At 36.2% G+C, this 26876-nt stretch carries 25 protein-coding genes; 6 read left to right on the top strand and 19 right to left on the bottom strand.

The annotated features are described in order from the left end of the window. Positions 1 to 22 precede the first annotated feature (22 nt). The 7 genes from I3217_RS05955 to I3217_RS05925 form a co-directional block, all read right to left on the bottom strand. Entirely contained in the window at positions 23 to 928 is a 906-nt protein-coding gene (locus I3217_RS05955) for a tetratricopeptide repeat protein (protein WP_435048839.1), read from the bottom strand. Beyond that, the gene (locus I3217_RS05950) at positions 925 to 1962 is read right to left on the bottom strand and encodes a vWA domain-containing protein (protein ID WP_435048838.1); all 1038 of its coding nucleotides are present in this window, start codon (positions 1960 to 1962) and stop codon (positions 925 to 927) included. The genes I3217_RS05955 and I3217_RS05950 overlap by 4 nt, the downstream gene beginning before the upstream one ends. Positions 1963 to 1966: 4 nt before the next feature. Beyond that, a complete protein-coding gene (locus tag I3217_RS05945) occupies positions 1967 to 2971 on the bottom strand; it encodes a vWA domain-containing protein (RefSeq protein WP_435048837.1) in 1005 nt (334 codons plus the stop codon). Next, positions 2971 to 4653 carry a BatD family protein gene (locus I3217_RS05940; RefSeq protein WP_435048836.1) on the bottom strand — a complete coding sequence of 561 codons (1683 nt, stop codon included), beginning with the start codon at positions 4651 to 4653 and terminating at the stop codon, positions 2971 to 2973. The genes I3217_RS05945 and I3217_RS05940 overlap by 1 nt, the downstream gene beginning before the upstream one ends. A gap of 13 nt (positions 4654 to 4666) precedes the next feature. After that, positions 4667 to 5533 (bottom strand): DUF58 domain-containing protein, encoded by an 867-nt coding sequence (locus I3217_RS05935; RefSeq protein WP_435048835.1) that lies wholly within the window; start codon positions 5531 to 5533, stop codon positions 4667 to 4669. 84 nt (positions 5534 to 5617) lie between these two features. Next, complete coding sequence (locus I3217_RS05930; protein ID WP_435048834.1) at positions 5618 to 6619, bottom strand: AAA family ATPase; 1002 nt, start codon at positions 6617 to 6619, stop codon at positions 5618 to 5620. 156 nt (positions 6620 to 6775) lie between these two features. Further along, positions 6776 to 7588 (bottom strand): DUF4382 domain-containing protein, encoded by an 813-nt coding sequence (locus I3217_RS05925; RefSeq protein WP_435048833.1) that lies wholly within the window; start codon positions 7586 to 7588, stop codon positions 6776 to 6778. 272 nt (positions 7589 to 7860) lie between these two features. Here I3217_RS05925 and I3217_RS05920 point away from each other — a divergent pair, with 272 nt between their 5' ends. Both I3217_RS05920 and I3217_RS05915 read left to right on the top strand, forming a co-directional pair. Next, positions 7861 to 8613 (top strand): SDR family NAD(P)-dependent oxidoreductase, encoded by a 753-nt coding sequence (locus I3217_RS05920; RefSeq protein WP_435048832.1) that lies wholly within the window; start codon positions 7861 to 7863, stop codon positions 8611 to 8613. A gap of 1 nt (position 8614) precedes the next feature. Next, positions 8615 to 9748: an ATP-binding protein gene (locus I3217_RS05915; protein ID WP_435048831.1), complete on the top strand. Its 1134-nt coding sequence runs from the start codon at positions 8615 to 8617 to the stop codon at positions 9746 to 9748. A gap of 230 nt (positions 9749 to 9978) precedes the next feature. Here the strand turns inward: I3217_RS05915 and I3217_RS05910 are convergent, their stop codons facing one another. The 4 genes from I3217_RS05910 to I3217_RS05895 form a co-directional block, all read right to left on the bottom strand. Further along, positions 9979 to 10485, bottom strand: coding sequence for a hypothetical protein (locus I3217_RS05910; protein WP_435048830.1), 507 nt, complete (start codon positions 10483 to 10485; stop codon positions 9979 to 9981). Positions 10486 to 10498: 13 nt separating this feature from the next. Beyond that, a complete protein-coding gene (locus I3217_RS05905; RefSeq protein WP_435048829.1) occupies positions 10499 to 11416 on the bottom strand; it encodes an OmpA family protein in 918 nt (305 codons plus the stop codon). Between the two features lie 182 nt (positions 11417 to 11598). After that, on the bottom strand, positions 11599 to 13155 hold the full coding sequence (gene amaB / locus I3217_RS05900) for an L-piperidine-6-carboxylate dehydrogenase (protein WP_435048828.1): 1557 nt from the start codon (positions 13153 to 13155) through the stop codon (positions 11599 to 11601). A gap of 97 nt (positions 13156 to 13252) precedes the next feature. Further along, positions 13253 to 15136 (bottom strand): T9SS type B sorting domain-containing protein, encoded by a 1884-nt coding sequence (locus tag I3217_RS05895; protein WP_435048827.1) that lies wholly within the window; start codon positions 15134 to 15136, stop codon positions 13253 to 13255. A gap of 60 nt (positions 15137 to 15196) precedes the next feature. Between I3217_RS05895 and I3217_RS05890 the strand changes: the two genes are divergently transcribed. Further along, positions 15197 to 15520, top strand: coding sequence for an antibiotic biosynthesis monooxygenase family protein (locus I3217_RS05890; RefSeq protein ID WP_435048826.1), 324 nt, complete (start codon positions 15197 to 15199; stop codon positions 15518 to 15520). Here I3217_RS05890 and I3217_RS05885 read toward each other — a convergent pair. Genes I3217_RS05885 through I3217_RS05875 form a run of 3 tightly spaced genes read right to left on the bottom strand, consistent with a single transcriptional unit; the run spans position 15515 to position 17203 of the window. Then, positions 15515 to 16162: an HAD family hydrolase gene (locus tag I3217_RS05885; protein ID WP_435048825.1), complete on the bottom strand. Its 648-nt coding sequence runs from the start codon at positions 16160 to 16162 to the stop codon at positions 15515 to 15517. The two genes, I3217_RS05890 and I3217_RS05885, sit on opposite strands and share 6 nt — an antisense overlap. A 19-nt stretch (positions 16163 to 16181) precedes the next feature. Continuing rightward, entirely contained in the window at positions 16182 to 16733 is a 552-nt protein-coding gene (locus I3217_RS05880) for a YciI family protein (protein ID WP_435048824.1), read from the bottom strand. Next, a complete protein-coding gene (locus I3217_RS05875; protein ID WP_435048823.1) occupies positions 16730 to 17203 on the bottom strand; it encodes a CYTH domain-containing protein in 474 nt (157 codons plus the stop codon). Before I3217_RS05875 ends, I3217_RS05880 begins: the two co-directional genes overlap by 4 nt. Positions 17204 to 17235: 32 nt before the next feature. Here I3217_RS05875 and dinB point away from each other — a divergent pair, with 32 nt between their 5' ends. From dinB to I3217_RS05860, 3 genes are all read left to right on the top strand, one after another. Continuing rightward, the gene (gene dinB, locus I3217_RS05870) at positions 17236 to 18336 is read left to right on the top strand and encodes a DNA polymerase IV (protein WP_435048822.1); all 1101 of its coding nucleotides are present in this window, start codon (positions 17236 to 17238) and stop codon (positions 18334 to 18336) included. 233 nt (positions 18337 to 18569) lie between these two features. Beyond that, complete coding sequence (locus tag I3217_RS05865; RefSeq protein WP_435048821.1) at positions 18570 to 20984, top strand: TonB-dependent receptor; 2415 nt, start codon at positions 18570 to 18572, stop codon at positions 20982 to 20984. 12 nt (positions 20985 to 20996) lie between these two features. Continuing rightward, positions 20997 to 22334 (top strand): hypothetical protein, encoded by a 1338-nt coding sequence (locus tag I3217_RS05860; protein ID WP_435048820.1) that lies wholly within the window; start codon positions 20997 to 20999, stop codon positions 22332 to 22334. 108 nt (positions 22335 to 22442) lie between these two features. Here I3217_RS05860 and pyk read toward each other — a convergent pair whose 3' ends face one another. The 5 genes from pyk to I3217_RS05835 form a co-directional block, all read right to left on the bottom strand. Further along, positions 22443 to 23894: a pyruvate kinase gene (gene pyk / locus I3217_RS05855; RefSeq protein ID WP_435048819.1), complete on the bottom strand. Its 1452-nt coding sequence runs from the start codon at positions 23892 to 23894 to the stop codon at positions 22443 to 22445. Further along, a complete protein-coding gene (locus I3217_RS05850; protein WP_435048818.1) occupies positions 23894 to 24379 on the bottom strand; it encodes an IPExxxVDY family protein in 486 nt (161 codons plus the stop codon). Before I3217_RS05850 ends, pyk begins: the two co-directional genes overlap by 1 nt. Positions 24380 to 24507: 128 nt before the next feature. Beyond that, positions 24508 to 25248 (bottom strand): ribonuclease III, encoded by a 741-nt coding sequence (rnc, locus tag I3217_RS05845; protein ID WP_435048817.1) that lies wholly within the window; start codon positions 25246 to 25248, stop codon positions 24508 to 24510. Between the two features lie 5 nt (positions 25249 to 25253). Continuing rightward, positions 25254 to 26504 carry a beta-ketoacyl-ACP synthase II gene (gene fabF / locus I3217_RS05840; protein ID WP_435048816.1) on the bottom strand — a complete coding sequence of 417 codons (1251 nt, stop codon included), beginning with the start codon at positions 26502 to 26504 and terminating at the stop codon, positions 25254 to 25256. A 12-nt stretch (positions 26505 to 26516) separates the two neighbouring features. Then, complete coding sequence (locus tag I3217_RS05835; RefSeq protein WP_007647141.1) at positions 26517 to 26750, bottom strand: acyl carrier protein; 234 nt, start codon at positions 26748 to 26750, stop codon at positions 26517 to 26519. Positions 26751 to 26876 lie beyond the last annotated feature (126 nt).

The raw sequence follows: 26876 nt of genomic DNA, 5'->3' as shown, positions 1-26876 counted from the left end.
TAATTTTTATACGCAATATAAATTACCAATCTTTATCTGTTTGTATTTGTACGCCTTTGGTCTTTTCAGCATTCATTTTTTCCTGAACCTTCTGCTCCTGATTATTCATAGCTTCTAACAAATTCTTAATTTGTTGCGGAGACATTTGCCCTTGCTGTGGCTTAGGTTGCTGAGGCTGTTCCTTTTTATCTTTATCGCCCTGTCCCTGATCCTGTTTATCATCCTTAGGCTTACCGTCTTCTTTCTCGTCCTGATCACCATCTTTTTGATCCTGATCTTTTTTATCACCGTCGTCCTCCTTGTTCTGATCCTGGTTATCCTGATCTTTTTGATCCTTATTCTCGTCTTTATTATCCTGATTCTGATCTTTATTCTGTTCCTGATTATCGTCTTCGTTATTTTGATTGTCCTGCTTTTGTTGCTCTTCACACTCCTTAGCCAGACCAAAATTATAACGTGTCTCCTCGTCGGTAGGGTCGTTTCTTAACGCATTCTTGTATGCCTCTACAGCTTCTTTACATTTTTTATTCTGCATTAAAATATTACCCATATTATGATAAGCTTTATGCTTTTCGGCCTTATCTGTAGATTTTACAGCGGCTTCCTCCAGGCGAAATAAAGCTTCGTCATAATTCCCCTTTTTAAAATAAGAGGTTCCCAAATTATAGATTCCGGAAATATTGCTCTGCTCCTCAGAAATAGCCTTTCTGTAAGCCATTTCGGCTTCAATATAATCTTCGCTTTTAAGGTCTTCATTTCCTTCATAAACAAAGTTATTCGCTATTCTTTTTGCCTTTTGTATTTGTTCGTCGTTATCCTGGGCAAAAGAAAACACAGAGCATAATGTGACCATTAGTAACACTATCTTTTTCATAACAAATAATCCAAAATCACCGAATATTACTAATTTTTTAGCTTTTTCTATCATAAGTTTTCGTTAAATAAGTTTAACCGCTTTAACCAAGCTGTTTTACGATCTAACAAGAATATATCTATAAACAGGAAGAAAATAGCCAGTGCTAAAAACCATTGAAACTGATCTTTAAAGTCGGCAAACTGCTTTGCCTCGAACTCTTTTTTATCCATGCCGTTTAGAATTTCCCGAATTTCATCTACCACATCGGCAGTATTTCTTCCGTTAATGTAAACCCCGTTGGCTTCCTGTGCTATATTTTTAAGTGTCTCTTCATTAAGTCTGGTAATAACAGTTTCTCCATTGCTATCCTTTTTATAGTTCATAACAATGCCGTTTCGTTTTTCCGGAATAGGGCCTCCCTTTACATCTCCTACACCTATAGTAAAAATTCGAATACCTTCTTCTGCGGCTTCCTCTGCCACACTAGCAGCAACTTCGCTGTGATCTTCTCCGTCGGAAATAATAATTAACACCCGATTGGTCTGATCGACATCATCATAATAGGTTTTTGCCAGATTAATCGCTTCGTTAATTGCGGTTCCCTGCGAAGACAACATATCTGTATTCATGTTTTGAAGGAACATTTTAGCCGACGCATAATCGGTCGTAATTGGCAACTGCGGAAATGCTTTTCCTGCATACGCAATAATTCCAATCCTGTCACTGGCCAGATTATTAATAATCTGAGTGACCAGTTGTTTGGCTTTTTCCAGACGGTTTGGCGCTATATCTTCGGCCAGCATACTTTTAGACACGTCTACTGCAAATACAATATCAACTCCTTCGCGCTTTACAGTTTCCAACTTGGTCCCTATTTTCGGATTTACCAATGCAATCGCCAAACAGCCAAATGCCAAACAAAGCACTACAAGTTTTAGCACCGATTTAAACAAAGACCTATTAGGGCTAAGGCGTTTTAATAAGGTTTTATCTGCAAACTTTTTCTGCGTATGTCGCTTCCAGAGTTGCAATACCAAAAAGATTACCACCAGCGCCGGAATGATACACAATGCCCAAAACCATATTTTTTCTTCTAACTGATACATGTATCTATATAAAACTTTTAAATAATGTAGAGCGTAACAACACTTCTATTATTAATAATAAACCGGCTAACAATACTAACGGACGAAATTTTTCTTCGTAATTATAAAATTTAAATTCCTCAATATCTGTTTTTTCCAACTTGTTTATCTCTTCATAAATCTCTTCCAGTTTTTTATTATCTGTTGCCCTAAAATATTTACCGCCTGTCACCTGCGCTATTTCTTTTAGCAATTCCTCATCGATTTCAACTGGTACACGCCCGTATTGAAATCCGCCATTTGGCAAAATCTGTACAGGAGATAAGGCCATACCATTAGAACCTAATCCAATTGTATAGGTTTTTATTCCGAACTCTACTGCCATTTCACTGGCAATTTTAGGATCTATAAACCCGGAATTATTTACCCCGTCTGTAAGTAAAATTATAACTTTACTCTTTGCTTTACTGTCTTTTAAACGGTTTACAGCAGTGGCTAACCCCATACCTATAGCCGTACCTCCCTGTATAATATTATTATATTTAATATCTTCTAAAGACCTAACAACAATTCCTTTATCACTTGTAATTGGAGTACGTGTATAACTTTCTCCTGCGTACTCCACCAGACCTATCCTGTCGTTTGGACGTTCTTTAATAAAATCGGTAGCCACTTCTTTTAAGGCCTCCAATCGATTTGGTTTTAAATCTTTAGCCAGCATACTTGCCGAAACATCGATAGCCATAACTATATCAATTCCTTTGGTTGTTTTGGTTCTCGACGACACATCAACAGTCCTTGGTCTTGCCAAGGCCGTAATTAATAATGCCAAGGCGATTAAGCGCAATGCAAACATAAGATGTTTCAACTTTGGCAACCAGGACTGCGTAAGCTTAAACCCCTTAAGGCTGGACATTTTAAGCTCGGCGGTTTGCTTTTTTTGTTTAAAAATATACCAGACTACAGCCAATGGCAGCAGTAAAAGCAACCAGAAAAAGTCTTTGTTTAAAAATTCTATACCTTCAAACATTATTGTACTTTTTTATTAAGTTCTACCGAATTAAGTATGCGTTCTGAAATGTCCCTGGCGTAAACATCTCCATCTTTCCATGTAATTACAATTTGCTGTAATACATTTTGAGATGTAAAATGCAGCATTACATAATGCCCCAAAACATAATTTTCGGTATTTAAAATCGGAATATTTGCTGTTCCAAACGTTTTTAATCCTTCGGCTCCATTAGGCGTACTAAATTTTTCGCGCATAACAGTAATATCGGTAATCTTTTGAAGCTCAAACTGCTTAATTGCGGCTTCTGAAGCCTGATTTAAATCGATGCCCGATTGCTTATTTTCTCCTTGTTCTTGTCCTTGCGACTGATTTTGAGTAGCGGTACGCGTGGTGGTAACCGAAACACTAAATAAATCTAACAAGGAACCGTAACCAAAAGCAGTAACCTGAACTTTATCTTTAATTCCGTCAGGCACCGGACTTTCCAAACGCTTTAAAACTTTTGGAGTAGAAACGGTTACCGGAGGAAAACCATAAGCACTGGTCACCCATTGCCCTTCTAGCAACTCTTTAGTTTCGTGCCCTAAAATAGTATCTTTCGTATAGTTAAAACCATACTTAACGGCGAATCCAGTAAACACTAATACAATTAAAGCGATTGCCGAAGCAACAGAAATAATAAGTTTTTTACGCTTCTTTTTGCGTTCCTGCTCTTCCTTATATTTCTGATCTAACAGTTTTTCTTCTTCATCCGGTTCCGGAAGCACTTCCTTAACATGATCGATTTCGGATGCAATAGTTTGCTTATCCAACTCTGCCAAAGCCACATCTGGTGCAGATTTCGCAAATTTCACCAAATCGGCACGCTTTAAAATACTTTCTATATTATGAATGGTTTCTTTACTAAAATGAATCTGATTTCCTTCTTTCAGTAATTGCAAACGTGCGATTAATTCATCAGTTGTACTTTCTAAAGCTCTGTTGTATACCTTTTCGTCCAGATATTTCCTTAAAACCAGTGTCAACTCAGAGTAATATTCTTTAATCTCGGAATGCTCCAGATAATGACTTTCGTCTAATTTCTGAAGCGCCAGTTTTGCGCGTTCATAAGGCGGTAACAAAGCAATTTCCTCTTCTTCAGTTAATGGCTTTTTACGCCATACAAACCAATATAAAACCCCACCAATAATGGCTAGAGCCAATAAAATATACAGTGGTAGTTTCCACCAGTTATCATTTGTTTTTTTAACCTCTATTATCGGCTTAATATCATATAAACCTTGCTTGGTTGAATCGACAACTATATTGTTAATTTCAACTTTTAAAGAATCTGTAACTAGCGTTTTATTTCCCAGCACCACTTTTTGCGGTGGAATTGTATATTGTCCGGAATCGAATTGTGTTAAACCGTACTTCTTAATTAAATTATACTTATCATTAAGTTTGGTTGTATCTGTAGGATAGGACTCTATAACTTCCAAAGGCATAAAGGTTTGCCCTTCTGGAAACACCACTACATTAGTTGTATCGGTTTCAACTTCTATTTTATAAGTAATCTGTGCCCCGACTTTTACAGCGGTAGAATCTACCCCAAACTTTAATTCCTGAGCATACGAAATTGTTGAAAACACACAACAAAACAGTAGGCTTAAAGCACAAGTTTTAAGGCGATTTATTATGGTATTTTTTTGGCTTCTCATAAGTCTTTTACGATTATCCTCTGCGTTTAAAATAACCAAGTAATTTTTTTACATAGCTTTCATCAACACGACAATCTATAGTTCCTGCTCCCGATTTTGCGAAACTGTCTTTATAATAATTTACTTTATCCTGATAGTATTTACTGTAATTTCTACGCACGGTTTTCGATGCTGTATTAACCAGCATTAATTCTCCGGTTTCTTCATCCTGCATCTGTACCATACCCAGATTTGGTATACTTTCTTCATGTTTATCGTACACCCGAATACCGGTAACATCGTGTCGTCCTGAAGCAATCTTCAAGGTCTGTTTATAATCATCGGCAATAAAATCGGACAGCACAAAAACTATAGCCCGTTTTTTCATTACGCTAGACAAAAACTTAAAAGCCTCTACTATATTAGTTTCCTTGCTTTTTGGCTCGAATTCGATAAGCTCCCTAATAATACGCAACACATGGGATCGTCCTTTTTTTGGCGGAATATAAAGTTCTATAGCATCAGAGAACAATACCAATCCAATTTTATCGTTATTCTGAGTAGCAGAAAACGCCAGGGTTGCAGCTATTTCGGTTACAACTTCATTTTTAAACTGTTGTTCGGTACCAAACCATTCCGATCCCGAAACATCAACCATAAGCATCATGGTTAATTCGCGTTCTTCTTCGAAAACCTTAATGTAAGGCTCGTTATATCTGGCTGTAACATTCCAGTCTATATTACGAACATCGTCTCCAAACTGGTATTGCCGTACTTCACTAAATGTCATACCACGTCCCTTAAAGGTCGAATGGTATTCGCCTCCAAAAATATGATTAGACAATCGGCGTGTCTTAATCTCAATTTTTCGTACTTTTTTTAGTAATTCTTTAGTGTCCATTTTTCAATTTACGATCATGATTTTTTTGATTTACAAGGAAAAAACCTGCAAATCGTCTTTCGTCATTCTTAAATTAAAAATATCTTATGGCACTTCTATTTCGTTAACGATTTTATTTATGATATCAACAGAAGTAATATTTTCGGCTTCGGCTTCATAAGTTATACCAATTCTATGACGCAATACATCGTGAACTACAGCTCTTACATCTTCAGGAATTACGTAACCACGTCGCTTAATAAATGCGTAACATTTTGCAGCTGTTGCCAGGTTAATACTACCACGAGGCGAAGCTCCAAAAGAAATTAACGGTTTTAAATCTGCCAGTCTGTATTTTTCAGGGTAACGCGTCGCGAAAATGATATCAAGAATGTATTTTTCAATTTTTTCATCCATATACACCTCACGAACAGCCTTTTGCGCATTTAAAATTTGTTCTACCGAAACTACTGGAGAAATGGTTTCGAAACTTCCTTTTAAATTAGCGCGCACGATAAGTTGCTCTTCGTCTAATTTAGGATAATCGATTACTGTTTTTAACATGAAACGGTCTACCTGAGCTTCCGGCAACGGATACGTACCTTCTTGCTCTACAGGGTTTTGTGTAGCCATTACAAGAAATGGCTTATCCAGTTTAAAAGTTTCATCTCCAATGGTTACCTGCTTTTCCTGCATAGCTTCAAGCAAAGCCGATTGTACTTTTGCAGGCGCTCTGTTAATCTCATCTGCCAATACAAAATTGGCAAATATTGGCCCCTTTTTTATAGAGAAATCATTTTCCTTTATATTGTAAATTAATGTACCAACAACATCTGCGGGTAATAAATCTGGTGTAAACTGCACCCTGCTAAAACTACCGCTTATTGCTTTAGACAACGAATTAATAGCCAGAGTTTTTGCAAGCCCCGGAACCCCTTCCAAAAGAATATGTCCCTGACCTAATAAGCCTATTAATAATCTTTCGACCATGTGCTTCTGACCAACAATTACCTTATTCATTTCTAAAGTAAGCAAATCTACAAAAGCACTCTCCCGTTCTATCTTTTCGTTAATTGATTTAATATCAATTGTAGTGGTATCATTCATTATCATATTTTTTTAAAACCTCGAATATAGTAAGCTATTTTATGCCATGCAAATTGTTAATTTTTTTCCTCGATAGCTGTTAACAATTGGTTAAAAAAAATAAGAGCAACACGCATTTGTGTTGCTCTTAACAAAATTATTTAAAAATTAACAGTATTACTGCAAATTAACTTCTCCTACATCCGTTGTTTCTTCCAGATTGACTTCAACACCTTCTATAGTCTGTTCTAAAAATTCAGATTCCACATCTGGTAAAATGCTTAGAGTATACGTTCCAGGCTCCAAACCTAAAAGTAAAAACTCACCATCTACATTGGCATAAGCTGAAATAACATCTACACCGTTGGTTGCCGAAATTAAAGTTTGAACCTCTGCAGGAACCACTTTACCACTTATCGCTCCGGTATTTGCCTCTACACTAGCTCTTATTACCGGTTTTAGGTTGATATTTCCTGAATCGCCTGCTTCTACTATAGATTGATCCACATCAAAATCTAACAAAAATGTATAATGAATATTGGGTTCCAGATATTCATTAACTTTAATTTTTAATCCGGATTGTTGTGCACTCGGGGTTTTCAATGGCTTTGAGTCTCCATTAATCACGATAGTATTTTCATCTCCAAGAAGCAACCTGATTTCTTTTAAATCACCTGAAGGGATATCGTAATCATCTACCAACAACACATTTAAACCTCCGGTTAATTCCAGTAAATCATACACTCCGGTATTAATTGCTTCTAAAGACTCCCAACCTTCTTCTTCATTATCGGTGTCCTGAGTTTTAATTAAAACATCCTGTACATCTACATAAACATGTTCATAGTCGCCAGGATTATCCATCAATTTTACTGAGATTCTGGAGATACCAGACGCCGTATTTTTATCATCATTACTCTCGCAACTAGAAAAAGTTACAATAGCTAAGACAGCAAGAAATACTGCGTTTAAAGATTTCATAATTTTCATATTATTACATTTTGGGGTTTAAATTATATACGTCGTTTCATAAGAAATAGATTACATTTATCTGAGTTTATTTCCTTTCAACCTGAAGCATCATTCCAAGCTCTCTTTAACGCTCTGAGACACAAACATTACACATTTAAATAAAAACCTGTTAAAGTTTTTCAAATGTACTCCGTATTTTTAGTAACAATTAACTCATATCATTTACATTATTAACTCGTATTACCTATTTTTATAACTAAATCCTAAGAATTAACTTTAACAGCTAATACATGAAAAATAGAATTGCACTTATTACCGGTGCAACCAGTGGAATAGGCAGAGCAACTGCTCATAAATTTGCAAAACACAATATAGATCTGGTTATTTGCGGAAGACGACTGGACAGGCTACAAACCATAAAAAAGGCCTTGGAAAAAGAAGTTAATGTACAAATTTTAAACTTCGATGTTCGCAATAAAAAAGAGGCTATTTCTGCTATAAACTCGCTACCTGAAGCTTTTTCTGACATCGATATCCTTATAAATAATGCAGGAAATGCTCACGGACTCGACCCCATACACACCGGCGATCTGGAAGACTGGGACGCTATGATGGATATTAATGTAAAAGGCTTGTTATATGTTAGTAAAGCAGTTATACCTGGGATGACAGCAAGACAAGCCGGACACATTATAAACATTGGTTCTTCCGCAGGAAAAGAAGTTTACCCTAACGGCAATGTATATTGCGGAAGTAAACATGCTGTACTGGCCATTACAGAAGGTATGCGTATCGATTTAAATCCGTTTGGTATAAAAGTAGGCGCTATAAATCCCGGATTAGTAGAAACGGAATTTTCTCAGGTCCGATTTAAAGGAGATGCCAAAGCAGAGCAAGTTTACAAAGGTTTTAATGCCCTGCAGGCAGATGATATTGCCGATATTATTTATTTTACCATTAGCCGACCGGCACACGTAAATATTGCAGACATGCTAATATTTCCAACCGCCCAGGCCAGCTCTACCATAATTAAGAAAGACTGATATGATTAATAAACGGCTTCTTATTAAAAATCTATTAGCTCATAACGACGAGAATAGTTTTTACGATAAAAAGCGCAAAATTGATATCAGTGAAAAAGAAGGGAAGGCCAAGTTTTTAAAACACATTTGCGCGCTGTCTAACAGTAATCCCAAAAACAACTCGTATATCGTTATTGGTGTGGAAGATGATGACAACGACATTGTAGGAGTTGATTTCTTTGATGACAGCAAAATTCAGAATCTTATTAATGCCTATTTAACCAATCCACCAATTGTTCAATATGAAAACATTCCTTTCCCTCATTTACCCGATGATAAAGTTGTTGGGCTGGTAACTATTAGAGCCAACAACCAGATAACGTCTCTCCGGAAAAATATATGGAAGTATTACGGGGGCTCAGTATTCTTTCGAGATGGTAGCATGAGTATGCCTAAAGTATTCGATTTAAAATTAGAGGATTTAAACTCTAAAATTGTTGAAGCCATCGAAAACCACGCTCAGAATAACATAGAATACACATTAAATGGTGTCTTCGATTTTTTAAATAAGCGCAAAGATTATCACCCGGAATACCTGGTATTTAAAGAGTATTTTGTAGTGTGCTGGGCAGGGCAGAAAAAAACCGTTAAGGACAAAACCTATTATTCCAGAGTAGATATTGAACTAATAAACGAACAGGTTAGACTGTTTTTTTCCGAACTCGATGAAGTTTCCATAAACATAACCAAAGACTCATTTAACATTATTGAATATGTCCATCTGGGCCTTCAGGACTCTTACAATTATTATCCTTTAGAAGAAACAAATATAAGTTTTAACGAAAATGCCAGTTATCAAATTCACACCAAACTTTTATTTGAACCACCACAATTCAACAAAAAAGTACTGCACCATATTTACAACACCAATAATACCATATTGGAAAAACTTAAAAAAGGCTTAAGTTTAAATAAAATAGAACAGACAGACCTTAAGAATTTACCTGCCACTTACCTCATCTGTTTTTTAAACGATTTTCCTGAAGCATTAAATAAACTACATGAGATTAAGCCCTATTTAAAAAATTTCAGTCCGGAAATTTACCAACTCTACAAAGAAACACTTCGAATTTTACGAAAAGTAAAATACAGCTAATTTTTATTCATACACCAAACCTTACCAATTATATAGTAATTTTTACCAACTATATATCTGCATATTTACCCATTTAATTAAATTATATATTTGTTATGCTATTAGTCAATAACTAAATACTAACCTTATTTCTCCCAATACAAGTTTGGCATTGAAATAAGGTTTTTTTATGCAAAAAATCGTCTGAGAATATCTCAGACGATTTTTGTTTTTAATGGTGTTTTGTCAAGTTATTTCCCTCCTTTTAAGCTTTGCTGCCATTCAAACAATTTTTTCCACTGGCCTTCATAAGCCAGTTTAGCCTGTTCTGCCCAGGTTCCCGGATTATGCATTTTAAAAGCATCGCCTCCACCATCTAGCACATTCTGACAGGTTTCTAAAGATGTCTCAGATAAGCTTTTCCAGGTTGTAATACCCGAATTACGGAATAATTGCTCAATCTTAGGACCAATACCCTCAACAACTTTCAAATCGTTTTCCTTGATTAACTTTCCGAAAATAGCTTTAGCTTCTGCTGCATTAAATACCAGTAAAGGAGTCTCCATAGCAGCAGCCATTCTTCTATCCTGCATTTCAAGCGCTCCTAATTTGGAGTGACAGGCTTTTAAATCGCTTTCTAAATTTGAAATTTTAGTTGTATAACTAGTTACATCAACTGGCTTTTGACTTGATTTACCTAATAAATACCCTAACAAGGCACTTATTATTCCAACTATTAAAGGGATGAGTATACACATATTCATAATATTTTTAATTTAAGGTTACTATTGTTCTTCTGTTAAGGGCTTTTCCCTCTTCTGTGCTATTATCTCCTACAGGCTCTTCCTGCCCTTTGGAAATTGTAGAAATTTTATGTTCCGGAATATGATTTTTTATGAAATATGATTTGGCAAAATCTGCTCTTTTTTGCCCCAGACTTATATTTGATTCTGCATGACCTGCATTATCTGTATGACCAACAATTGTAATTGAAGCCCCATCGACCTTATCTAAATACCGCGATAATTTTGCAACCTTCTCACGTTGTTCAGCATTTAAAACTATTGAAGACTCGGCCGTATCAAAATACATAACCAGTGGATTCGCTTTAATATCCTCTGCTATTAATCTTAGAGCCTCCAGATGGGAAGTATCATCTTTTTCTCTTGTGCTTATTGTAAATGCTTGCGGACCGTGATAAATACTATCCTGATCTGGGATTAAATCGTCGTTCAATTCGCCATAAGTATCTATTTGACTGGAAGAAATACCTTGGGAAACCAAATAGTTTTTCACGGCGTTGGCCCGGGCCAAACCCAAATTTGGAAATGCCGAATTGTTAATTTCATCACTGGTGTAATATCCGGTTATCTTTAAATTTTTAAGCGGAAACACCTCCAGATAGCGCTTAAGACTATCAATTGCTTCTTCAACTTTTTTAGATATGGGCTGTAAAATTGAAATCCCAGACAATTTAAAATTAATATTATCATTAACATTAATGTTTAAATCTCCGTTAGAATCACTTACAAAAAAAGGATTCATTGTAGCGGAAACAGGTGCTTCTATAACTTCATCGTTCACAACTACTTCCTGTTGATAACAGGTAGGACATAGTTTATAATACAATACGGTTCCGAGAAAAATAGTTAATAGAATACCAAGCAGATAAAGCGGTTTACTACTCATTGGTTAAGGTTTTTAATTAGCGAGTATTAAGTTATTAATTTTTTGTTAAAATCTCAACTAAAAACACACTTAACACACTAAACACAAACACATTACAAAACCTTAATTCCAAAAAACGAAAAAGCGCTGCAACAGTGCAGCGCTTTTCAATAAAATTTAAAATTGTACTACTAGTCTGACCTCTAAAATTCAAATTTTATACCCTGAGCAAGTGGCAAATTTGTAGTGTAATTAATGGTATTTGTTTGTCTTCTCATATATACTTTCCAGGCATCGGAACCGGATTCTCGTCCGCCACCGGTTTCTTTTTCTCCTCCAAAAGCACCTCCTATTTCAGCGCCGGAAGTTCCAATATTTACATTTGCAATACCACAATCTGAACCGTTTACCGATAAGAATTGCTCTGCTTCTCTTAAATTATTTGTCATAATTGCGGAAGATAAGCCCTGAACCACATTATTTTGAATTTCCAGTGCATTTGTAACATCTCCGGTATATTTTAAAAGATATAAAACCGGAGCAAAAGTCTCGTGCTGTACAATCTCAAAATGAGGTTCAGCTTCGGCGATTGCTGGCTTAACATAACATCCGCTAGCATAATCCTTACCTTCCAGAACGCCACCTTCAACAATAATTTTGCCTCCTTCCTGTTCCACTCTATTTAAAGCTTCCTTATACATAGCAACCGCATCGGTATCAATTAATGGTCCTACATGATTTTTTTCATCTAAAGGATTACCTATTTTAAGTTGTTTATAAGCATTAATTAAAGCATCCTTAACCTGATCGTAAACACTATCGTGCACTATTAAACGTCGTGTAGAAGTACAGCGCTGACCACAGGTACCAACAGCTCCAAATACCGCCCCTATTATCGTCATTTTTAAATCGGCATCCGGCGTAACAATAATGGCATTATTTCCCCCTAGTTCCAGAAGTGATTTACCTAAGCGTGCAGCTACATCCTGAGCAACTATTTTCCCCATTCGGGTTGATCCGGTTGCAGAAATTAATGGCACACGTTTATCTTTTGTCAATAATTCACCAACATGAGCATCGCCGTTAATTAAACAGGAAATACCCTCTGGTAAATTATTATCAGCAAAAACCTGAGCGGCAAGATGCTGACACGCAATTCCGGTTAGTGGTGTCTTTTCACTCGGTTTCCAGATACATACGTCTCCACAAATCCAGGCTAGCGCAGTATTCCACGACCAAACAGCAACAGGAAAGTTAAATGCCGAAATAATACCTACAATTCCTAAAGGATGATACTGCTCGTACATCCTGTGACCCGGACGCTCAGAGTGCATAGTCAAACCATGAAGCTGTCGGGACAGCCCCACTGCAAAATCGCAGATATCTATCATTTCCTGAACTTCCCCTAAACCTTCCTGAAAACTTTTACCCATTTCGTAAGACACCAGTTTACCTAAAGCATCCTTATTTTCTCTTAACGCCTCGCTAAACTGCCTTACAATTTCGCCTCTTTGTGGAGCAGGTGTAGTTCTCCAAACTTTAAAAGCGTCCTGCGCGGTTTCGACTACAACTTCATAATCTTCCTTTGTCGTGATTTTTACCGCACCAATCAATTCTCCGTCTACCGGAGAATAACTACTTATAATTTCTGAACTGCTTGAAAAACTATTTTTACCGGTAGAAGTACCGTTATTTACATCTTTAATCCCTAGTGTGTTTAGAACCTTTTTAATTCCAAATTTCGCTGAAACTGACTTCATTTTATGTTTTTTACAATTAACAAGAAAAACTATTGCGAATATAACAATTAATAATCGCTTTAATTTGACTGTTAATTATAAATAAAAGCTAAATACCTTAACGCTTTAAAGTAAAATGACCAGTATAGGTGTGTGAATTAATACTAATAATATACCAGTAATCTGAAGCTGGCATCTGGCGGTTTTCAAAAGTACCATCCCAGGAAAATGGAGTGTTTTTGGAAAATTTCATGAGAACACCAAAACGATTGAAAATTGAAACTTCCGAAGCTTCATAATTTTCTATACCTGCAAGTTCAAAATAATCATGATCACCATCGCCATTAGGTGTAAAAAATGAAGGAATAACAAGGTGGAGATAGTCCAATAACTCATCCTCGCCACAACCGTTTCGATCTCTTACCTGAATATTATAGTAACCGCCTTCAACATTTTTAAAAATCGGGCTAATTTGATAATTAGAATCTCCTAAAGCGTATTCGAAATTCCCTGTTTGGGTAGTCGTAATATAAATTGTATTCCCTCCAGACATTACACTTTTAATAACCGGCTTAGGACTAACTTCTACAGTAAACACTTTGTCCTTAGAGCAAAGCGCTGCATTTGTCACAGTAACCACATAAGTTCCAGGACTGTTTACAGTAATACTTGACGATGTCTCTCCGGAATTCCATAAATAAGTGGCATCTGCTAAAGAAACGCTTAATTCCACTTCTTCTGAATCACACATTAAAACAGTCTCATCCCTCACATCAGGAGCCTCAGAAACACTGTAACTCACAGCTGTTCTATTATCGGAAACACAACCTCCCTCGACATTATAGGCTTCTGCATAAAAAGTTCCTGAACCTGTTGGATAGTAAGATGTATTATTAGATTGAATTAAATGTCCACCCGTTGCAGCATCGTACCAGTTTACAGACTCCCCTTCTGAAACCACTACAGATATCGAGCTGGAAACCTCATCGCAGTCAACAATATCACCTTCGCTAGCAGGCGCGTCGGGTGTAGGAATAACTTCAACTGTAAACTCATCTGTAAACGAATTACAACTGGCTTGATTAACATTTACCTGATCTTCCGCAACCTTAGCTCTAAAATAAGTCGTCTGATTAATTGGATCCGGAATAAATTCACCTGAAGTTGCTCCCGAAATATCAATCCAATTATTACCATCATTACTTTTCTGCCATTGATAAAAATGAGTACTTGAAATTCCCGTTGTTGGTACGGCACTTAATTTTCCAGGATTAAAAGGAACATCTTCCTCGCAAACAACATAACTTGTAATGGCTCCTACATCTTCAATGGTAATTACATCGCCGCAGGATTTAAAAACGATATCGTCTATAGCAACATCATTTCCGCAACCTCCTGCACCATTATTAATCATTTTTAATATTATGGAATTCTGCCCTGATGCTGAAGTAAAAACAAGTCCGTACTGATTCCACTCCGGACTAGTTGTACCGGCAATATCCCCTGTATCACCTGAAGCCAATAATACGCTATTGGAATCATCCCAGATTTCAAATTTTACATTTACGGGTATTCCATTATTATCACATGCTGAGGCTGGCAACAAATTAAGTAACCAGGCCGAAAATTCGTAAGTTGTATTTTCGCATAATCCTGAAATTGTAGTTCTAAAAAACTCACCTGCAGTATAATCTGCATTTACAATTAAGCTCCTCCCATTAGTGTCACCAGCGGTATGATCCTGTGTAATATGCCAACCATACCAATTGGTATTACTGGAAATGGTATAATAACCATCATTGGGCTCGGAAGCAACATAAGTATAAGTGGTTTCACTTGGAGATTGCAACTGAATACTTGAAGTACCGGCACCGAAATCTTCCGTAAAAATCGGATTTCCTGAGTTACCGGAACATAAACCCAGCTGTGCATATGTGCTTAAAGAGGCAACACAAAACAACAGAGATAAATACAAATTAAATCCAGGGCGTAGCAATTTCATTTTTGTAATTATGCTATTTTTGTGTTAAAATATTAATATTTTTTCAATTATCCTAAAAACATGTGTAAACCAAACTATTACGCCGTTATTTTCACTTCTAAACTTAAAACATCTCACCCTGAATACTCAAAAATGGCAGAGCTTATGGGAACACTTGCCAAAAAACAACCAGGTTTTTTAGGTATGGACAGTGCCAGAGATGGCATTGGTATAACAGTTAGTTACTGGGAGGATTTAGAATCTATTAAACTCTGGAAAGCTCAGACGGAGCACATCAAAGCACAGAAACAAGGAAAAAACGACTGGTACTCTTACTACAATGTTAAAATATGCAAAGTAGAACGCGAATACGAATTTCGGAACGAAGAGGACGCTCTGCTATAAAAGCTCTAGCAATTCCATCGGACTATTTATTATGTGATTTGCTCCATGAGCTTCCAGTTCGGCTACGGTTCTAAACCCCCAACTAACGCCCACAGAAGTCATATTGGCATTTTTAGCGGTTTCCATATCTACGCTAGTATCCCCTACAAATAAAAAATCCTGTGGTTTGTAATTATAATCCATACTCACCTGAATTGCTTTTAAAGGATTAGGTTTCTTTAAAGATTCTTCTGTTAATCCCAGAACGTAATCGAAACAATCCGGCAATATCGCTTTGGTGATTTTCTTGGTTAGAGGATCTGCTTTATTAGAGAATACACTTAGTTTTAAATTGGTTTTTGATAAAGTTTCTAATAGTTCCAACACCCCTTCGTAAGGCTTGGTTTTATCTATACAATTGTCTTTATAAACATCGAGCATGGCCAAAAATACCTCTTCAATCAAACCCTCGGTTTTTTCTTCAGGAGGAAGCACTCTTGCTGATAAATTTTTTAACCCGTGACCTATAAAACTCTTATAGGACGCATATTCGAAAGTGGGATAATTATACGTTTTCAGAACCTGATTCATGGCATCTGAAATATCTTCAACAGAATCCACTAAAGTTCCATCTAAATCAAAAATTACTCCTTTAAATTTCATTCAAAATTAATTTTACAGATTATCGTAACATAAACCCTTTTGCAGCCCACCATGGATGAATTTCTATTTCCAATCTGCCGGCTTTCACCATGGGATCGGCATTCGCCAGGCTATCTGCCATTTTAAGAGTTGGCACATTATAAATTGTTATGCCACGAATATCACCATCGTCTCCAAAAGGCCCGGAAATATCTGCATAGCCCAACTCATACATTTTACCTAAGTGAGCCAAATGGGCCTGCTGCAGTTTTTGAGCTTCCTCTTCGTTCTGAGTTCGTATTGCTCCACTTTTTAAAAAAGCGATAAAGTATTTCTGCATCAAAACGGTATCCTGAGTCTTTTCGTCTATATAATCGAAAGTTTCAAAACCTTTAGCTTCAAGTTCTGCTTTAATCTCCTTATGGGTTTTAGGTGCTTCCAAAACTTCCTCAAGTATTACCAGGGTATCAATTTCAGAAACAACTTCTAAAGTATCAATTGGCCTAACCGGTAGATTTAACCCATTTTCTGTTTTATCGTTTTTACAACTTAATACAGACAAAACCATTAATAAACTGACTAAATACTTCATAGCTCCCAAGTTTTAAAGGGTTTTTTACTCAATTGAGAATTGTAATATTTAACATCTCCAGTCACTTCGCGTCCCAGCCAATCGGGTTTAACAAAAGATTCTGCCTCGTGGGATAATTCGATTTCAGCCACGATTAACCCTTCATTTGCGCCAAAAAATTCATCAACCTCGAAAATTTTATCATCGAAATTAATCTCATAGCGTATTTTATCAATCACGCCTTCTTCACATAAATCCAAGAGCGCTTCTGCATCTGTTTTACAAATCCGCTTTTCCCATTCAAACCGCGATAAACCATCTTTAGAAGAAATACCTTTAACCGTTATAAAACCTTGTTCCCCCATTACACGAACCCGTACTGTTCGTGCTTTATCGGTATTTAAAAAACCTTGAATAACCCTCGTACTTTTATCAGCCTCGGTTTTAAAAGCAGGAGAATTTACCAAAAATTTACGTTCAATCTCTATCATACAATTTTTAAAAGTTGTTATAAATTTACACGATGCAAAGTGATTTACCAATAAGAAAGATAATTCATATTGATATGGATGCGTTTTATGCGTCTGTAGAGCAAATGGATTTCCCCGAACTTAAGGGTAAACCTATTGCTGTTGGAGGTAGCGAACAGCGCGGTGTGGTAAGTGCCGCCAGTTACGAAGCCAGAACTTTTGGCGTGAAAAGTGCCATGAGCGGCCTGCAAGCCAAACGGCTTTGTCCTGAGATTGTTTTTGTAAAACCGAGATTTGAACGTTATCGTGACATTTCTAAAAAGATAAGAGCCATTTTTCTAGAATATACCGATTTGGTAGAACCACTGTCTCTAGACGAAGCTTATTTAGATGTTACTTCGAATAAAAAAGGTAATCCCAGCGCCTCCCTAATTGCTCAGGAGATAAGAGCGCGTATTTTAAACGAAATAGGCTTAACCGCTTCGGCAGGCATATCTATAAATAAATTTATTGCCAAAGTAGCCAGCGACTACAATAAACCTAACGGGCAAAAAACAGTAAACCCTGAAGAAGTACTGGAATTTCTGGAACATTTAGATATTAAAAAATTTTATGGAGTAGGTAAAGTCACTGCCGAAAAAATGTACCAGCTGGGTATTTTTTCGGGCAAAGATTTAAAAGCAAAATCCATTGAATATCTTGAAAGGTATTTTGGAAAATCCGGAAGTTATTATTATCAGGTTGTAAGAGGCATTCACCACAGCGAAGTGAAACCAAACAGAATTAGAAAATCATTAGCAGCTGAGCGCACCTTTAGTAAAAACCTCTCTTCGGAAATTTTTATGCTGGAAAAGCTGGAACATATAGCTAAGGAAGTTTCTAGACGTTTAACCAAAAGTAAGGTGGCCGGAAAAACAATAACCTTAAAGATAAAATACTCCGATTTCACGCTCCAAACCCGAAGCAAAACCTTACCTTATTTTATAAGTGATGCTTCAATTATTTTAGAAACCGCTAAAGAACTTTTGGTGCAGGATAAATTGATAAACTCGGTACGTCTTTTAGGCATTTCCATGTCCAATTTAAATACAGAAAAACCCAATAAAACGGTCGATAAAAAAACTGTAAGCGTACAGTTAAAACTGGATTTTTAATAGACTTCAAAAGCCCCTTCTAAACACTATTCTGCCAAACCACTGAATAAAACTATATTCTCTGTTTCCTTTAAAACGAGTTAAATGGCTATTTTTTTAAGAATAAATCAATTTTACACCTGAATTCACAGTATAATCATACAATTACATGCGTATTTTGAAATATTTCTAAAATCATTATTTTTATTTGTACTAAGTCTAAATAAGTTTAATTTTGTGTAAAATTTTAAAATATGGTCTTAAGCAAAAGGCTTTTTAGTATTTATATATTTCTAACCAGCTGCATTTTACTAGCCCAACAAGGCCCCTTAAAAGGAACTGTTATATTTAACAACAATGAACCTGTTTTAGGTGCCCACATAATTTTACAAGGACAGGAATTGACTAAGGAAACCATTTCTGACATTAACGGGGAATACACCTTTAGTAAGATTCCATATGGGAGCTACACCATACAAATACATTCCTTAAATGCTAACTCCCAAACCATAACGGTTACTCATAATTCAGCCTCAAAACCAAATCATACCACTTTAGAACTAACAGAGTATCATGATTTAGAAGAAGTATTGGTTAAAACACAAACCACAAAATCGAAAATGGAGCGCGACGGCTATGCTGTAAATATTGTAGAAACCAAAGAAGCGAGTCTTCGCAACATTCAAACCAACGAGCTCTTAAACACAACAGTTGGCGTAAAAATTCGTCAGAATGGTGGATTGGGGTCTCAAGTACAATATAGTTTAAACGGCTTATCTGGAAATGCGGTACGCATTTTTATAGATGGTATTCCTATTTCTGTTTACGGGTCGTCCTACAATTTAAACAGCATACCACCTTCCATGATTAAACGTATAGAAGTTTACAAAGGTGTTGTACCGGGTTATTTATCAGAAGACGCTTTAGGAGGCGCCATTAATATCGTTTTAGATAAATCTACTGAGACCAACCTAAATGCATCTGTATCCTACGGGTCGTTTAATACTTTACAGACCAACATCAATGGATTGTATCGATTTGAGAAATCCGGTTTTACAGTTAAAGCTTCCGGGTTTTATAATCATTCCGATAACGATTATAAAGTTTGGGGCAGAAGTGTAGTAGTTACTGGCTTAGGTGGAGTACAGACCCCTATTACCGCACGCAGATTTAACGATTCCTATAAATCTAAAGGCGGTGTAGCTGAAATTGGATTTACCGATGTAAATTGGGCAGATCAGTTTTTTATAGGTATTACCGGGTCTGATGATTACAAAGAAATTCAGCATGGTGCTTTCATGACGATTATGCCCTATAAAGGTCGTTTCATGGAGTCCAATGCCATGCTTGTGAATTTAACATACCAAAAGAAAGATTTATTCACTAAAGGTTTGGATGTAGATGTCCATGGTCTACACGGTAAACGAAACCGCATGGTTAACGATACCGTAGCCTGGGCTTATAGCTGGAATGGAGAAAAAGCTATAGATTATAAAGGCGACGAATACAAATACACCTGGGGCTCGCAACAGGAAGGCGGACCTACATTAGCAAGAATAGACAGACATGTTGCTTCCGTTAGGACAGGTATCTCATATACGGTTAACAGCCATCATAAATTCTTATTTAATCACTTATACAATGCCATAGACCGCGAAGACAGTGATGCATTGAGATCGGTTTTAGAAAACACATTTAAGGGCTCCAGAGATTTACATAAAAACATTTTGTCACTTACCTACGAGTTAAATGCATTTGATGAAAGACTAAAACTAAGCCTCTTTGGTAAATACTATCAACAAAAAACTGTAAATACAGATCCTTTTGTAAATGAAAGCACAAACGAAATTGAAGATGAAATTACCGCTTCGAATGTAAAAGATGAAGGTTACGGTCTTGCTCTATCCTATGCCATACTTCCAAAAATAACCTTATTAACATCTGCCGAAAAAGCCATTCGTTTGCCAAACGAAACAGAAGTATTCGGTAATGATGGTGATAACGTTGTGGCCAACCCAAGTATTAACCCTGAGTATAGTAACAATTTGAATTTAGGATTTAAATTCGGCACATTCCATTTAAATGATCACGCCTTTTCCATTTCAGCCAATTTGTTTACTCGTAATATTAATGACCGAATTGGTCTGCCTATAGAAACATCGTTAAATGTTAACGATGAAACTATTCTTTACGAAAATCAGGGTAATGGTAGTTCCAGAGGTATTGAAACCCAGTTAAACTACACCTATAACAATAATTTTGGATTCAATTTTAACATATCTCGTTTCGAATTAACTATTGTAAACAGAGGTGTAGAAATTGACGTGCCAAACACTCCTTTTTTTACTATGAACGGAGGGTTACGTTATTCCATTAAAAATCTATTCCTGAATAACACTCGCTTAAACCTGTTTTATAACATGTATTTTACAGACGACTTTTCCTATTTAGTTCCACAAGGTTCTAACACTGTTGGTGACGACTTTTTTAAAGTACCGGAGCAATTAGTTCAGGATTTTGGCCTGAGCTATTCATTTCCCAAAAACGACGTTGTAGTAAGTTTCGACATTAAAAATATTTTCGATAAACCGGTCTATGACAACCTTTCTGTACAAAAACCAGGACGGGCCTTTTACCTAAAACTAAATTATTTTATCAATAAATTCTAAATATTTAATCAAATGAAAAATTACTTTTTCAACTTAAAAACGCTTGCACTTGCTTTAAGTGGACTATTACTAACTGTAAGTTGTAGTGAAGACGATAGCAGTAATTCTCCTGGAGAAGACAAACAAGAAGACAGCAGATGGATTACTGTTGCTGCAGCCAGAATGGGAGACAACCCCGGAGATGGTAATGGAGGTACATTAATATACTCTGTAAGCAGCGAAGATGCAAAAGATCCTACAAAATCTATTGCACCTTTCGATAATGGTTTTATTGTACCTTCTAACAGAACCGCACGATTACAAGCCTCTGAAGACGGGAATACTATTTTTAACATAAGTTACGCCGGAGACACAGGAGGAAATTATACCAAATACACTGTTAATGGAGGTCAAAATTTCGCTAAAACAGGAAGCGAAGTAAGTATTGCTCCTTATGTTGGCTCTGCTCCTAGATGGATAAAATTATTTGATGGCGACCAGACCGGAGCTGCGGTTTATGTATCAACAGAACATCAATTTGACACAGACGGAAATTATACACGTACCGAAGCAACTATGGGTGTTGTAACTTTAGACCTGGTAAACTCTTCAATACAAAACTTTCAGGAACAAAGTATCGCTTTAAGTACTGAAGAAGAAGCTCAAGGGTATTACATTTCCAGAATTGATATGCCTACTTTAAACGCTTCTGGCGATAAATTATACATAGGAGCTCGTTTAAGTAAGGTAGATCCTGCTACTGGTGAATCTGATAGCGGTTATGACATTTTAGGATCTAAAACCATCGTTCTAGATTACCCTTCCTTATTAAACCCAAAAGTAATAAGCTCTACCGTTGGTCATGGAAACACAAATGGCTACCGTAGTATTAATGCCTTTTTATATAACGGAAGTGTATACCAGGCAAATCAAGGCGACCCTAACGGTTCACACATTTTAAAAATAGATTCTAACAATCAGTATGACGATTCTTATGTGTTTAATTTAGATGAAGCCTTAGGTGTAGAAGATGCTTATATTTTAGCATGGAGACCTACAGAAAACGGTAAAGGCGTTTTAGCATACCGTCACGCCGGTTCTGCCGAAGGTACAGCTGGAGCACAAGGCTATTTTGCACTTATTGATTTAAATGCAAAAACGGCTCAAAAAATTGATGCTATTCCTTACGAACCAGATTTTTACTTATTCCAATATCAAGGTTTTGCTGTTAATGGTACCGAAATATTCGTTACTGAAGCTCCTGTTGGGAAAAACGGAAATATTTATGTTATAGAAACAGAAACTGGAGAAGTAACTAAAGGTGCAGAATTAATTAATGCTGAAGGAAGTCACTATATTGGAGCCTTCTAAAACTCCAATCTCATTTTTTAGTTAAAAATACTTAAGCTAAGCTTAAACATAAAAAAGCCTCAACAAAATAATTGTTGAGGCTTTTATTTATCGTAAAGATAATGTCTTTTACTTTTTCTTTAAATTACAATCTGTAATTTCAGATACACGTAAAGTGTTAACCATACCTTTTTCCTGGATTGGCATAGCAGCTAAGCTAATAAGCATATCACCTTCTTCCAAATAACCTTTTTCACATGCTAAAGCATTAACATCTTCAATAGTCTCATCTGTAGTAACAAACTTATCATAGTAGAACGCCTTAACACCCCAAAGTAAATTTAACTGTGTAAGGATACGTTTGTTTGATGTAAACACTAAAATGTGAGCTGATGGTCTCCAAGCTGAAATCTGAAATGCAGTATACCCACTGTTTGTAAGTGTAGAAATGGCTTTTGCATTAATTTCGTTAGCCATATTAGCCGCATGGAAACAAATAGATTTAGTGATATATCGTTTTGTACGAATATGAGGCGGAGATTGCGGTACTTTAATAAGTGGAGAATCTTCTACACTTTTAATAATATTAGACATCTGTCTGATAACCTGTACTGGATACTGTCCAACAGAAGTTTCTCCTGAAAGCATTACTGCATCTGCCCCATCCATAACCGAGTTAGCAACATCGTTAACCTCGGCCCTTGTTGGCGTTAAACTGGAAATCATAGTTTCCATCATTTGGGTTGCTATAATTACCGGTATTCTGGCTTTCTTAGCAACACGTACCAACTGCTTTTGAATTAACGGCACTTCCTGAGCAGGAATTTCAACTCCTAAATCTCCACGAGCTACCATTAAACCATCACAGTATGCAACTATCTTATCGATATTCTCTACTGCTTCCGGCTTTTCAATTTTCGCTACAATCGGAATTTTATGATCGCTGTGTTCTTTAATAAGTTCCTGTAACTGCATTAAGTCTTCTGCATGACGTACGAATGATAATGCAATCCAATCTACCTTCTGCTGAATAGCGAAAATAGCATCTTCAATATCTTTTTCTGTAAGTGCAGGCTGAGAAATATTAGTATTTGGAAGATTCACCCCTTTTTTAGAACGTAAAGGACCTCCTTGAATAACTTTTGCTTTTACTTCAGATTTTTTATCGGTAGAAACAACTTCAAAAATTAATTTACCGTCATCAAGAAGAATACGTTCCCCTGGTTTTGCATCCTGAGGGAATTGCTCATAGGTCATGTAAACACGCTCCTTTGTTCCTTCGAAACGCTCTCCTGTAGCAAAAATAATTTCATCATCTGGATTTACAAACACTTCGCCTTTCATTACACCAACACGAAGTTTTGGCCCTTGTAAATCTCCTAAAATTGCAGCGTTATAACCATATTCTTCATTTAATTCACGAATCATTGCAATTCGTTCAGCAACATCATTATAGTCGGCATGAGAGAAGTTAATTCTAAATACATCAACGCCTTCATCCAGCATCCCTTTTAAAACTTCCTTAGTACTTGTTGCCGGCCCAAGGGTGGCCACTATTTTGGTTTTCTTTCTTTTTAACATTAATTAAAAATTAAATTGTCCTTCGATTTTAATTGTTCAACATTTACCGGATAGGTTGTAATAACCTGCGGTATTTGTTGTATTTTGTTTACTATTAGTTTTTCGTTTATCTGCAGATCTTCCTTAGTTATTTTAAGTAAATAATCCACATTTTTAAGTTCAGGAATTAAATTATACGATTTGATAATTTTTTCCTGAGTATCAAACAGCGAACCGGAACTTTGCAAACTATCTTCTTCGCGTTTGCAAATGTTAGACACCAGATTATAAGTTATTAAATGTTTCGTGTCTTTCCATTCGAAAATAGCATACGACGCAGAAAAATATTTATAGTCTACATCCTGCCGTCTTCTCGCCAGTTGAATTTGTAAATTTTTATTTAAAAAATAAGCTAATCTGTAATCCTTTAATCGACAATGTATCGCTATTAAAACATAATCAATTTCATCTAAAAAGTCCTCAAGATTAAGCTTATGAATGGCCATAAATACATAATTCCAGATGTAAATATAACACTTATAACGGTTAAAAACTGAGGTTTAAGCTAATCTTAATACTATATTTTAACGAAAACGATTTAGTTTAAGAAATCTTTAACATTGTAGTTAGAATTTTAATTGGGCCTAGAGATTTGTTTCTGAAAAACAAAAAATGCGCGTTTTGAAGCCTTTTCTTCGGCTTTCTTTTTAGATGTTGCTCTGGCTTTTGCAACCACTTTTTTATCGATAGATAATCTTACAGCAAAGTGTCTCACTTCATCATTTCCGGTATCATCGTAAACCTCGTAATTGAAGGTTTTCTTTTCTTTCTGACACCATTCTATCAGTAAACTTTTATAACTGATAACCTTGCCCTCCAGCTTTTCTATATCGACAAACGGAATAATAATTCGCTTGTAAATAAATTTTTCGCAATACTTATAGCCACGATCTAAAAAAATAGCACCTACCAAAGCTTCGAATAAATTACCGTGAATATTATCTCCGAACTGCCCTTTAGGGATTTTACTTTCTACAAGGTCGATTAATTTTAAATCTTTACCCAGTTCGTTTAAATGCTCCCGACTTACAATTTTAGATCGCATTTTGGTAAGATAGCCTTCGTCTCCTCCCGGTACTTCACTAAATAAATGCGAAGCTATAACAGCCCCTAACATGGCATCTCCTAAAAACTCTAACCGCTCGTAGTTTATAACATTACCCTCCTTATCTCTAATGTTCATAGAACGATGGGTAAATGCTGTTTTATAAAATGCCAGATTTTTAGGTTTGAAACCTAAAATGTTATGTACAGAAATAAAAAAATTCCCGTTGTTTTTAAAACGGGAATTTAATATGTTACGAATGGATTTCATTCGATTTAATCTAATTTTCTAAATAATACACAAGCGTTATGCCCGCCAAAACCAAAGGTATTACTCATCGCTACCTTAACATCTCGCTTTTGCGCTTTATTAAGGGTTAAATTTAAATTCGGATCAATTTTTTCATCAACAACTTCGTGATTAATTGTAGGCGGTACAATACCGTGTTCCATCGCCATAATAGCAGCAATTGCTTCTATAGCTCCGGCAGCTCCTAACAAGTGACCTGTCATTGATTTTGTTGAATTGATATTTATGGTTTTAGCATGCTCACCAAAAACCTCAGTAATTGCCTTTAATTCAGCTACATCTCCTAAAGGAGTGGAAGTACCATGTGTATTAATATGGTCTACATCTTCCGGATTTAATCCTGCGTTTTCCAAACAGTTTCTCATTACAGCCATAACTCCGATACCATCTGGATGTGGTGCTGTCATATGATGTGCATCAGACGACATTCCACCACCCATTACTTCTGCATAAATTTTGGCTCCTCGTGCTTTAGCGTGCTCATATTCCTCAAGAATAATAGCCCCTGCGCCCTCACCTAATACAAACCCATCTCGAGTTGCATCAAATGGTCTGGATGCAGTTTCCGGACTTTCATTTCTTGTAGATAAGGCATGCATCGCATTAAAGCCTCCCATTCCTGCAATAGTAACTGCGGCCTCACTTCCTCCTGTAACTATAACATCGCAATGCCCTAAACGTATATAGTTTAAAGCATCTATCATAGCATTAGCAGAAGATGCACAAGCCGAAACAGTAGTATAGTTTGGTCCCATAAATCCATTTTTAATGGATATGTTACCAGGCGCTATATCTGCAATCATTTTTGGTATAAAAAACGGATTGAATCGCGGAGATCCATCGCCTGCAGCAAAGTTTAAAACCTCGTCTTGGAATGTTTCTAAACCACCAATTCCTGCTCCCCAGATTACACCAACTCGTAATTTATTGATAGTATCCAGATCTAATTTAGCATCTGCAATCGCCTCGTCTGAAGCCACCATAGCATATTGCGTAAAACGATCCATCTTACGAGCCTCTTTTCTATCTAGAAAATCGGTAGGATTAAAATTTTTTAATTCGCAAGCGAATTTTGTTTTGAACTTCTCAGCATCAAAATATGTTATAGGAGCAGCTCCGCTTTTTCCACTAACCAGACCTTCCCAATACTCATCCTTGGTATTTCCAATTGGCGTTAAAGCCCCTAAACCTGTAACTACAACTCGCTTTAATTCCATAAAAATTTTTCCTTATTTTGCAGCTTCTATGTATGATATAGCTTGACCAACTGTTGCAATATTCTCAGCTTGATCATCTGGAATTTGAATATCGAATTCTTTTTCGAATTCCATAATTAATTCTACAGTGTCTAATGAATCTGCTCCTAAATCGTTTGTGAAGCTAGCTTCAGTTACAACTTCGTTTTCATCAACACCTAATTTGTCTACGATAATCGCTTTTACTCTTGATGCAATGTCTGACATAATCTTTAATTTTAAGTTTTAAATAAGTCGCAAAAATAAAAAACTTTATTTTAAAACACACCATTAGTTAAAAAATGTGATTGTAAATTACTAAAATTAAATTGAAGTAAATTAATTTTACACCTT

It is taken from the genome of Formosa sp. S-31 (assembly GCF_051172795.1).
In the GTDB taxonomy this organism is placed as follows: domain Bacteria; phylum Bacteroidota; class Bacteroidia; order Flavobacteriales; family Flavobacteriaceae; genus Formosa.
This window is presented reverse-complemented; position numbering and strand designations above follow the sequence as displayed.

Coding starts and splice junctions, on each gene's coding strand:
- I3217_RS05955 (WP_435048839.1), bottom strand. CDS start 928: ATGATAGAAAAAGCTAAAAAATTAGTAATATTCGGTGATTTTGGATTA.
- I3217_RS05950 (WP_435048838.1), bottom strand. CDS start 1,962: ATGTATCAGTTAGAAGAAAAAATATGGTTTTGGGCATTGTGTATCATT.
- I3217_RS05945 (WP_435048837.1), bottom strand. CDS start 2,971: ATGTTTGAAGGTATAGAATTTTTAAACAAAGACTTTTTCTGGTTGCTT.
- I3217_RS05940 (WP_435048836.1), bottom strand. CDS start 4,653: ATGAGAAGCCAAAAAAATACCATAATAAATCGCCTTAAAACTTGTGCT.
- I3217_RS05935 (WP_435048835.1), bottom strand. CDS start 5,533: ATGGACACTAAAGAATTACTAAAAAAAGTACGAAAAATTGAGATTAAG.
- I3217_RS05930 (WP_435048834.1), bottom strand. CDS start 6,619: ATGAATGATACCACTACAATTGATATTAAATCAATTAACGAAAAGATA.
- I3217_RS05925 (WP_435048833.1), bottom strand. CDS start 7,588: ATGAAAATTATGAAATCTTTAAACGCAGTATTTCTTGCTGTCTTAGCT.
- I3217_RS05920 (WP_435048832.1), top strand. CDS start 7,861: ATGAAAAATAGAATTGCACTTATTACCGGTGCAACCAGTGGAATAGGC.
- I3217_RS05915 (WP_435048831.1), top strand. CDS start 8,615: ATGATTAATAAACGGCTTCTTATTAAAAATCTATTAGCTCATAACGAC.
- I3217_RS05910 (WP_435048830.1), bottom strand. CDS start 10,485: ATGTGTATACTCATCCCTTTAATAGTTGGAATAATAAGTGCCTTGTTA.
- I3217_RS05905 (WP_435048829.1), bottom strand. CDS start 11,416: ATGAGTAGTAAACCGCTTTATCTGCTTGGTATTCTATTAACTATTTTT.
- amaB (WP_435048828.1), bottom strand. CDS start 13,155: ATGAAGTCAGTTTCAGCGAAATTTGGAATTAAAAAGGTTCTAAACACA.
- I3217_RS05895 (WP_435048827.1), bottom strand. CDS start 15,136: ATGAAATTGCTACGCCCTGGATTTAATTTGTATTTATCTCTGTTGTTT.
- I3217_RS05890 (WP_435048826.1), top strand. CDS start 15,197: ATGTGTAAACCAAACTATTACGCCGTTATTTTCACTTCTAAACTTAAA.
- I3217_RS05885 (WP_435048825.1), bottom strand. CDS start 16,162: ATGAAATTTAAAGGAGTAATTTTTGATTTAGATGGAACTTTAGTGGAT.
- I3217_RS05880 (WP_435048824.1), bottom strand. CDS start 16,733: ATGAAGTATTTAGTCAGTTTATTAATGGTTTTGTCTGTATTAAGTTGT.
- I3217_RS05875 (WP_435048823.1), bottom strand. CDS start 17,203: ATGATAGAGATTGAACGTAAATTTTTGGTAAATTCTCCTGCTTTTAAA.
- dinB (WP_435048822.1), top strand. CDS start 17,236: ATGCAAAGTGATTTACCAATAAGAAAGATAATTCATATTGATATGGAT.
- I3217_RS05865 (WP_435048821.1), top strand. CDS start 18,570: ATGGTCTTAAGCAAAAGGCTTTTTAGTATTTATATATTTCTAACCAGC.
- I3217_RS05860 (WP_435048820.1), top strand. CDS start 20,997: ATGAAAAATTACTTTTTCAACTTAAAAACGCTTGCACTTGCTTTAAGT.
- pyk (WP_435048819.1), bottom strand. CDS start 23,894: ATGTTAAAAAGAAAGAAAACCAAAATAGTGGCCACCCTTGGGCCGGCA.
- I3217_RS05850 (WP_435048818.1), bottom strand. CDS start 24,379: ATGGCCATTCATAAGCTTAATCTTGAGGACTTTTTAGATGAAATTGAT.
- rnc (WP_435048817.1), bottom strand. CDS start 25,248: ATGAAATCCATTCGTAACATATTAAATTCCCGTTTTAAAAACAACGGG.
- fabF (WP_435048816.1), bottom strand. CDS start 26,504: ATGGAATTAAAGCGAGTTGTAGTTACAGGTTTAGGGGCTTTAACGCCA.
- I3217_RS05835 (WP_007647141.1), bottom strand. CDS start 26,750: ATGTCAGACATTGCATCAAGAGTAAAAGCGATTATCGTAGACAAATTA.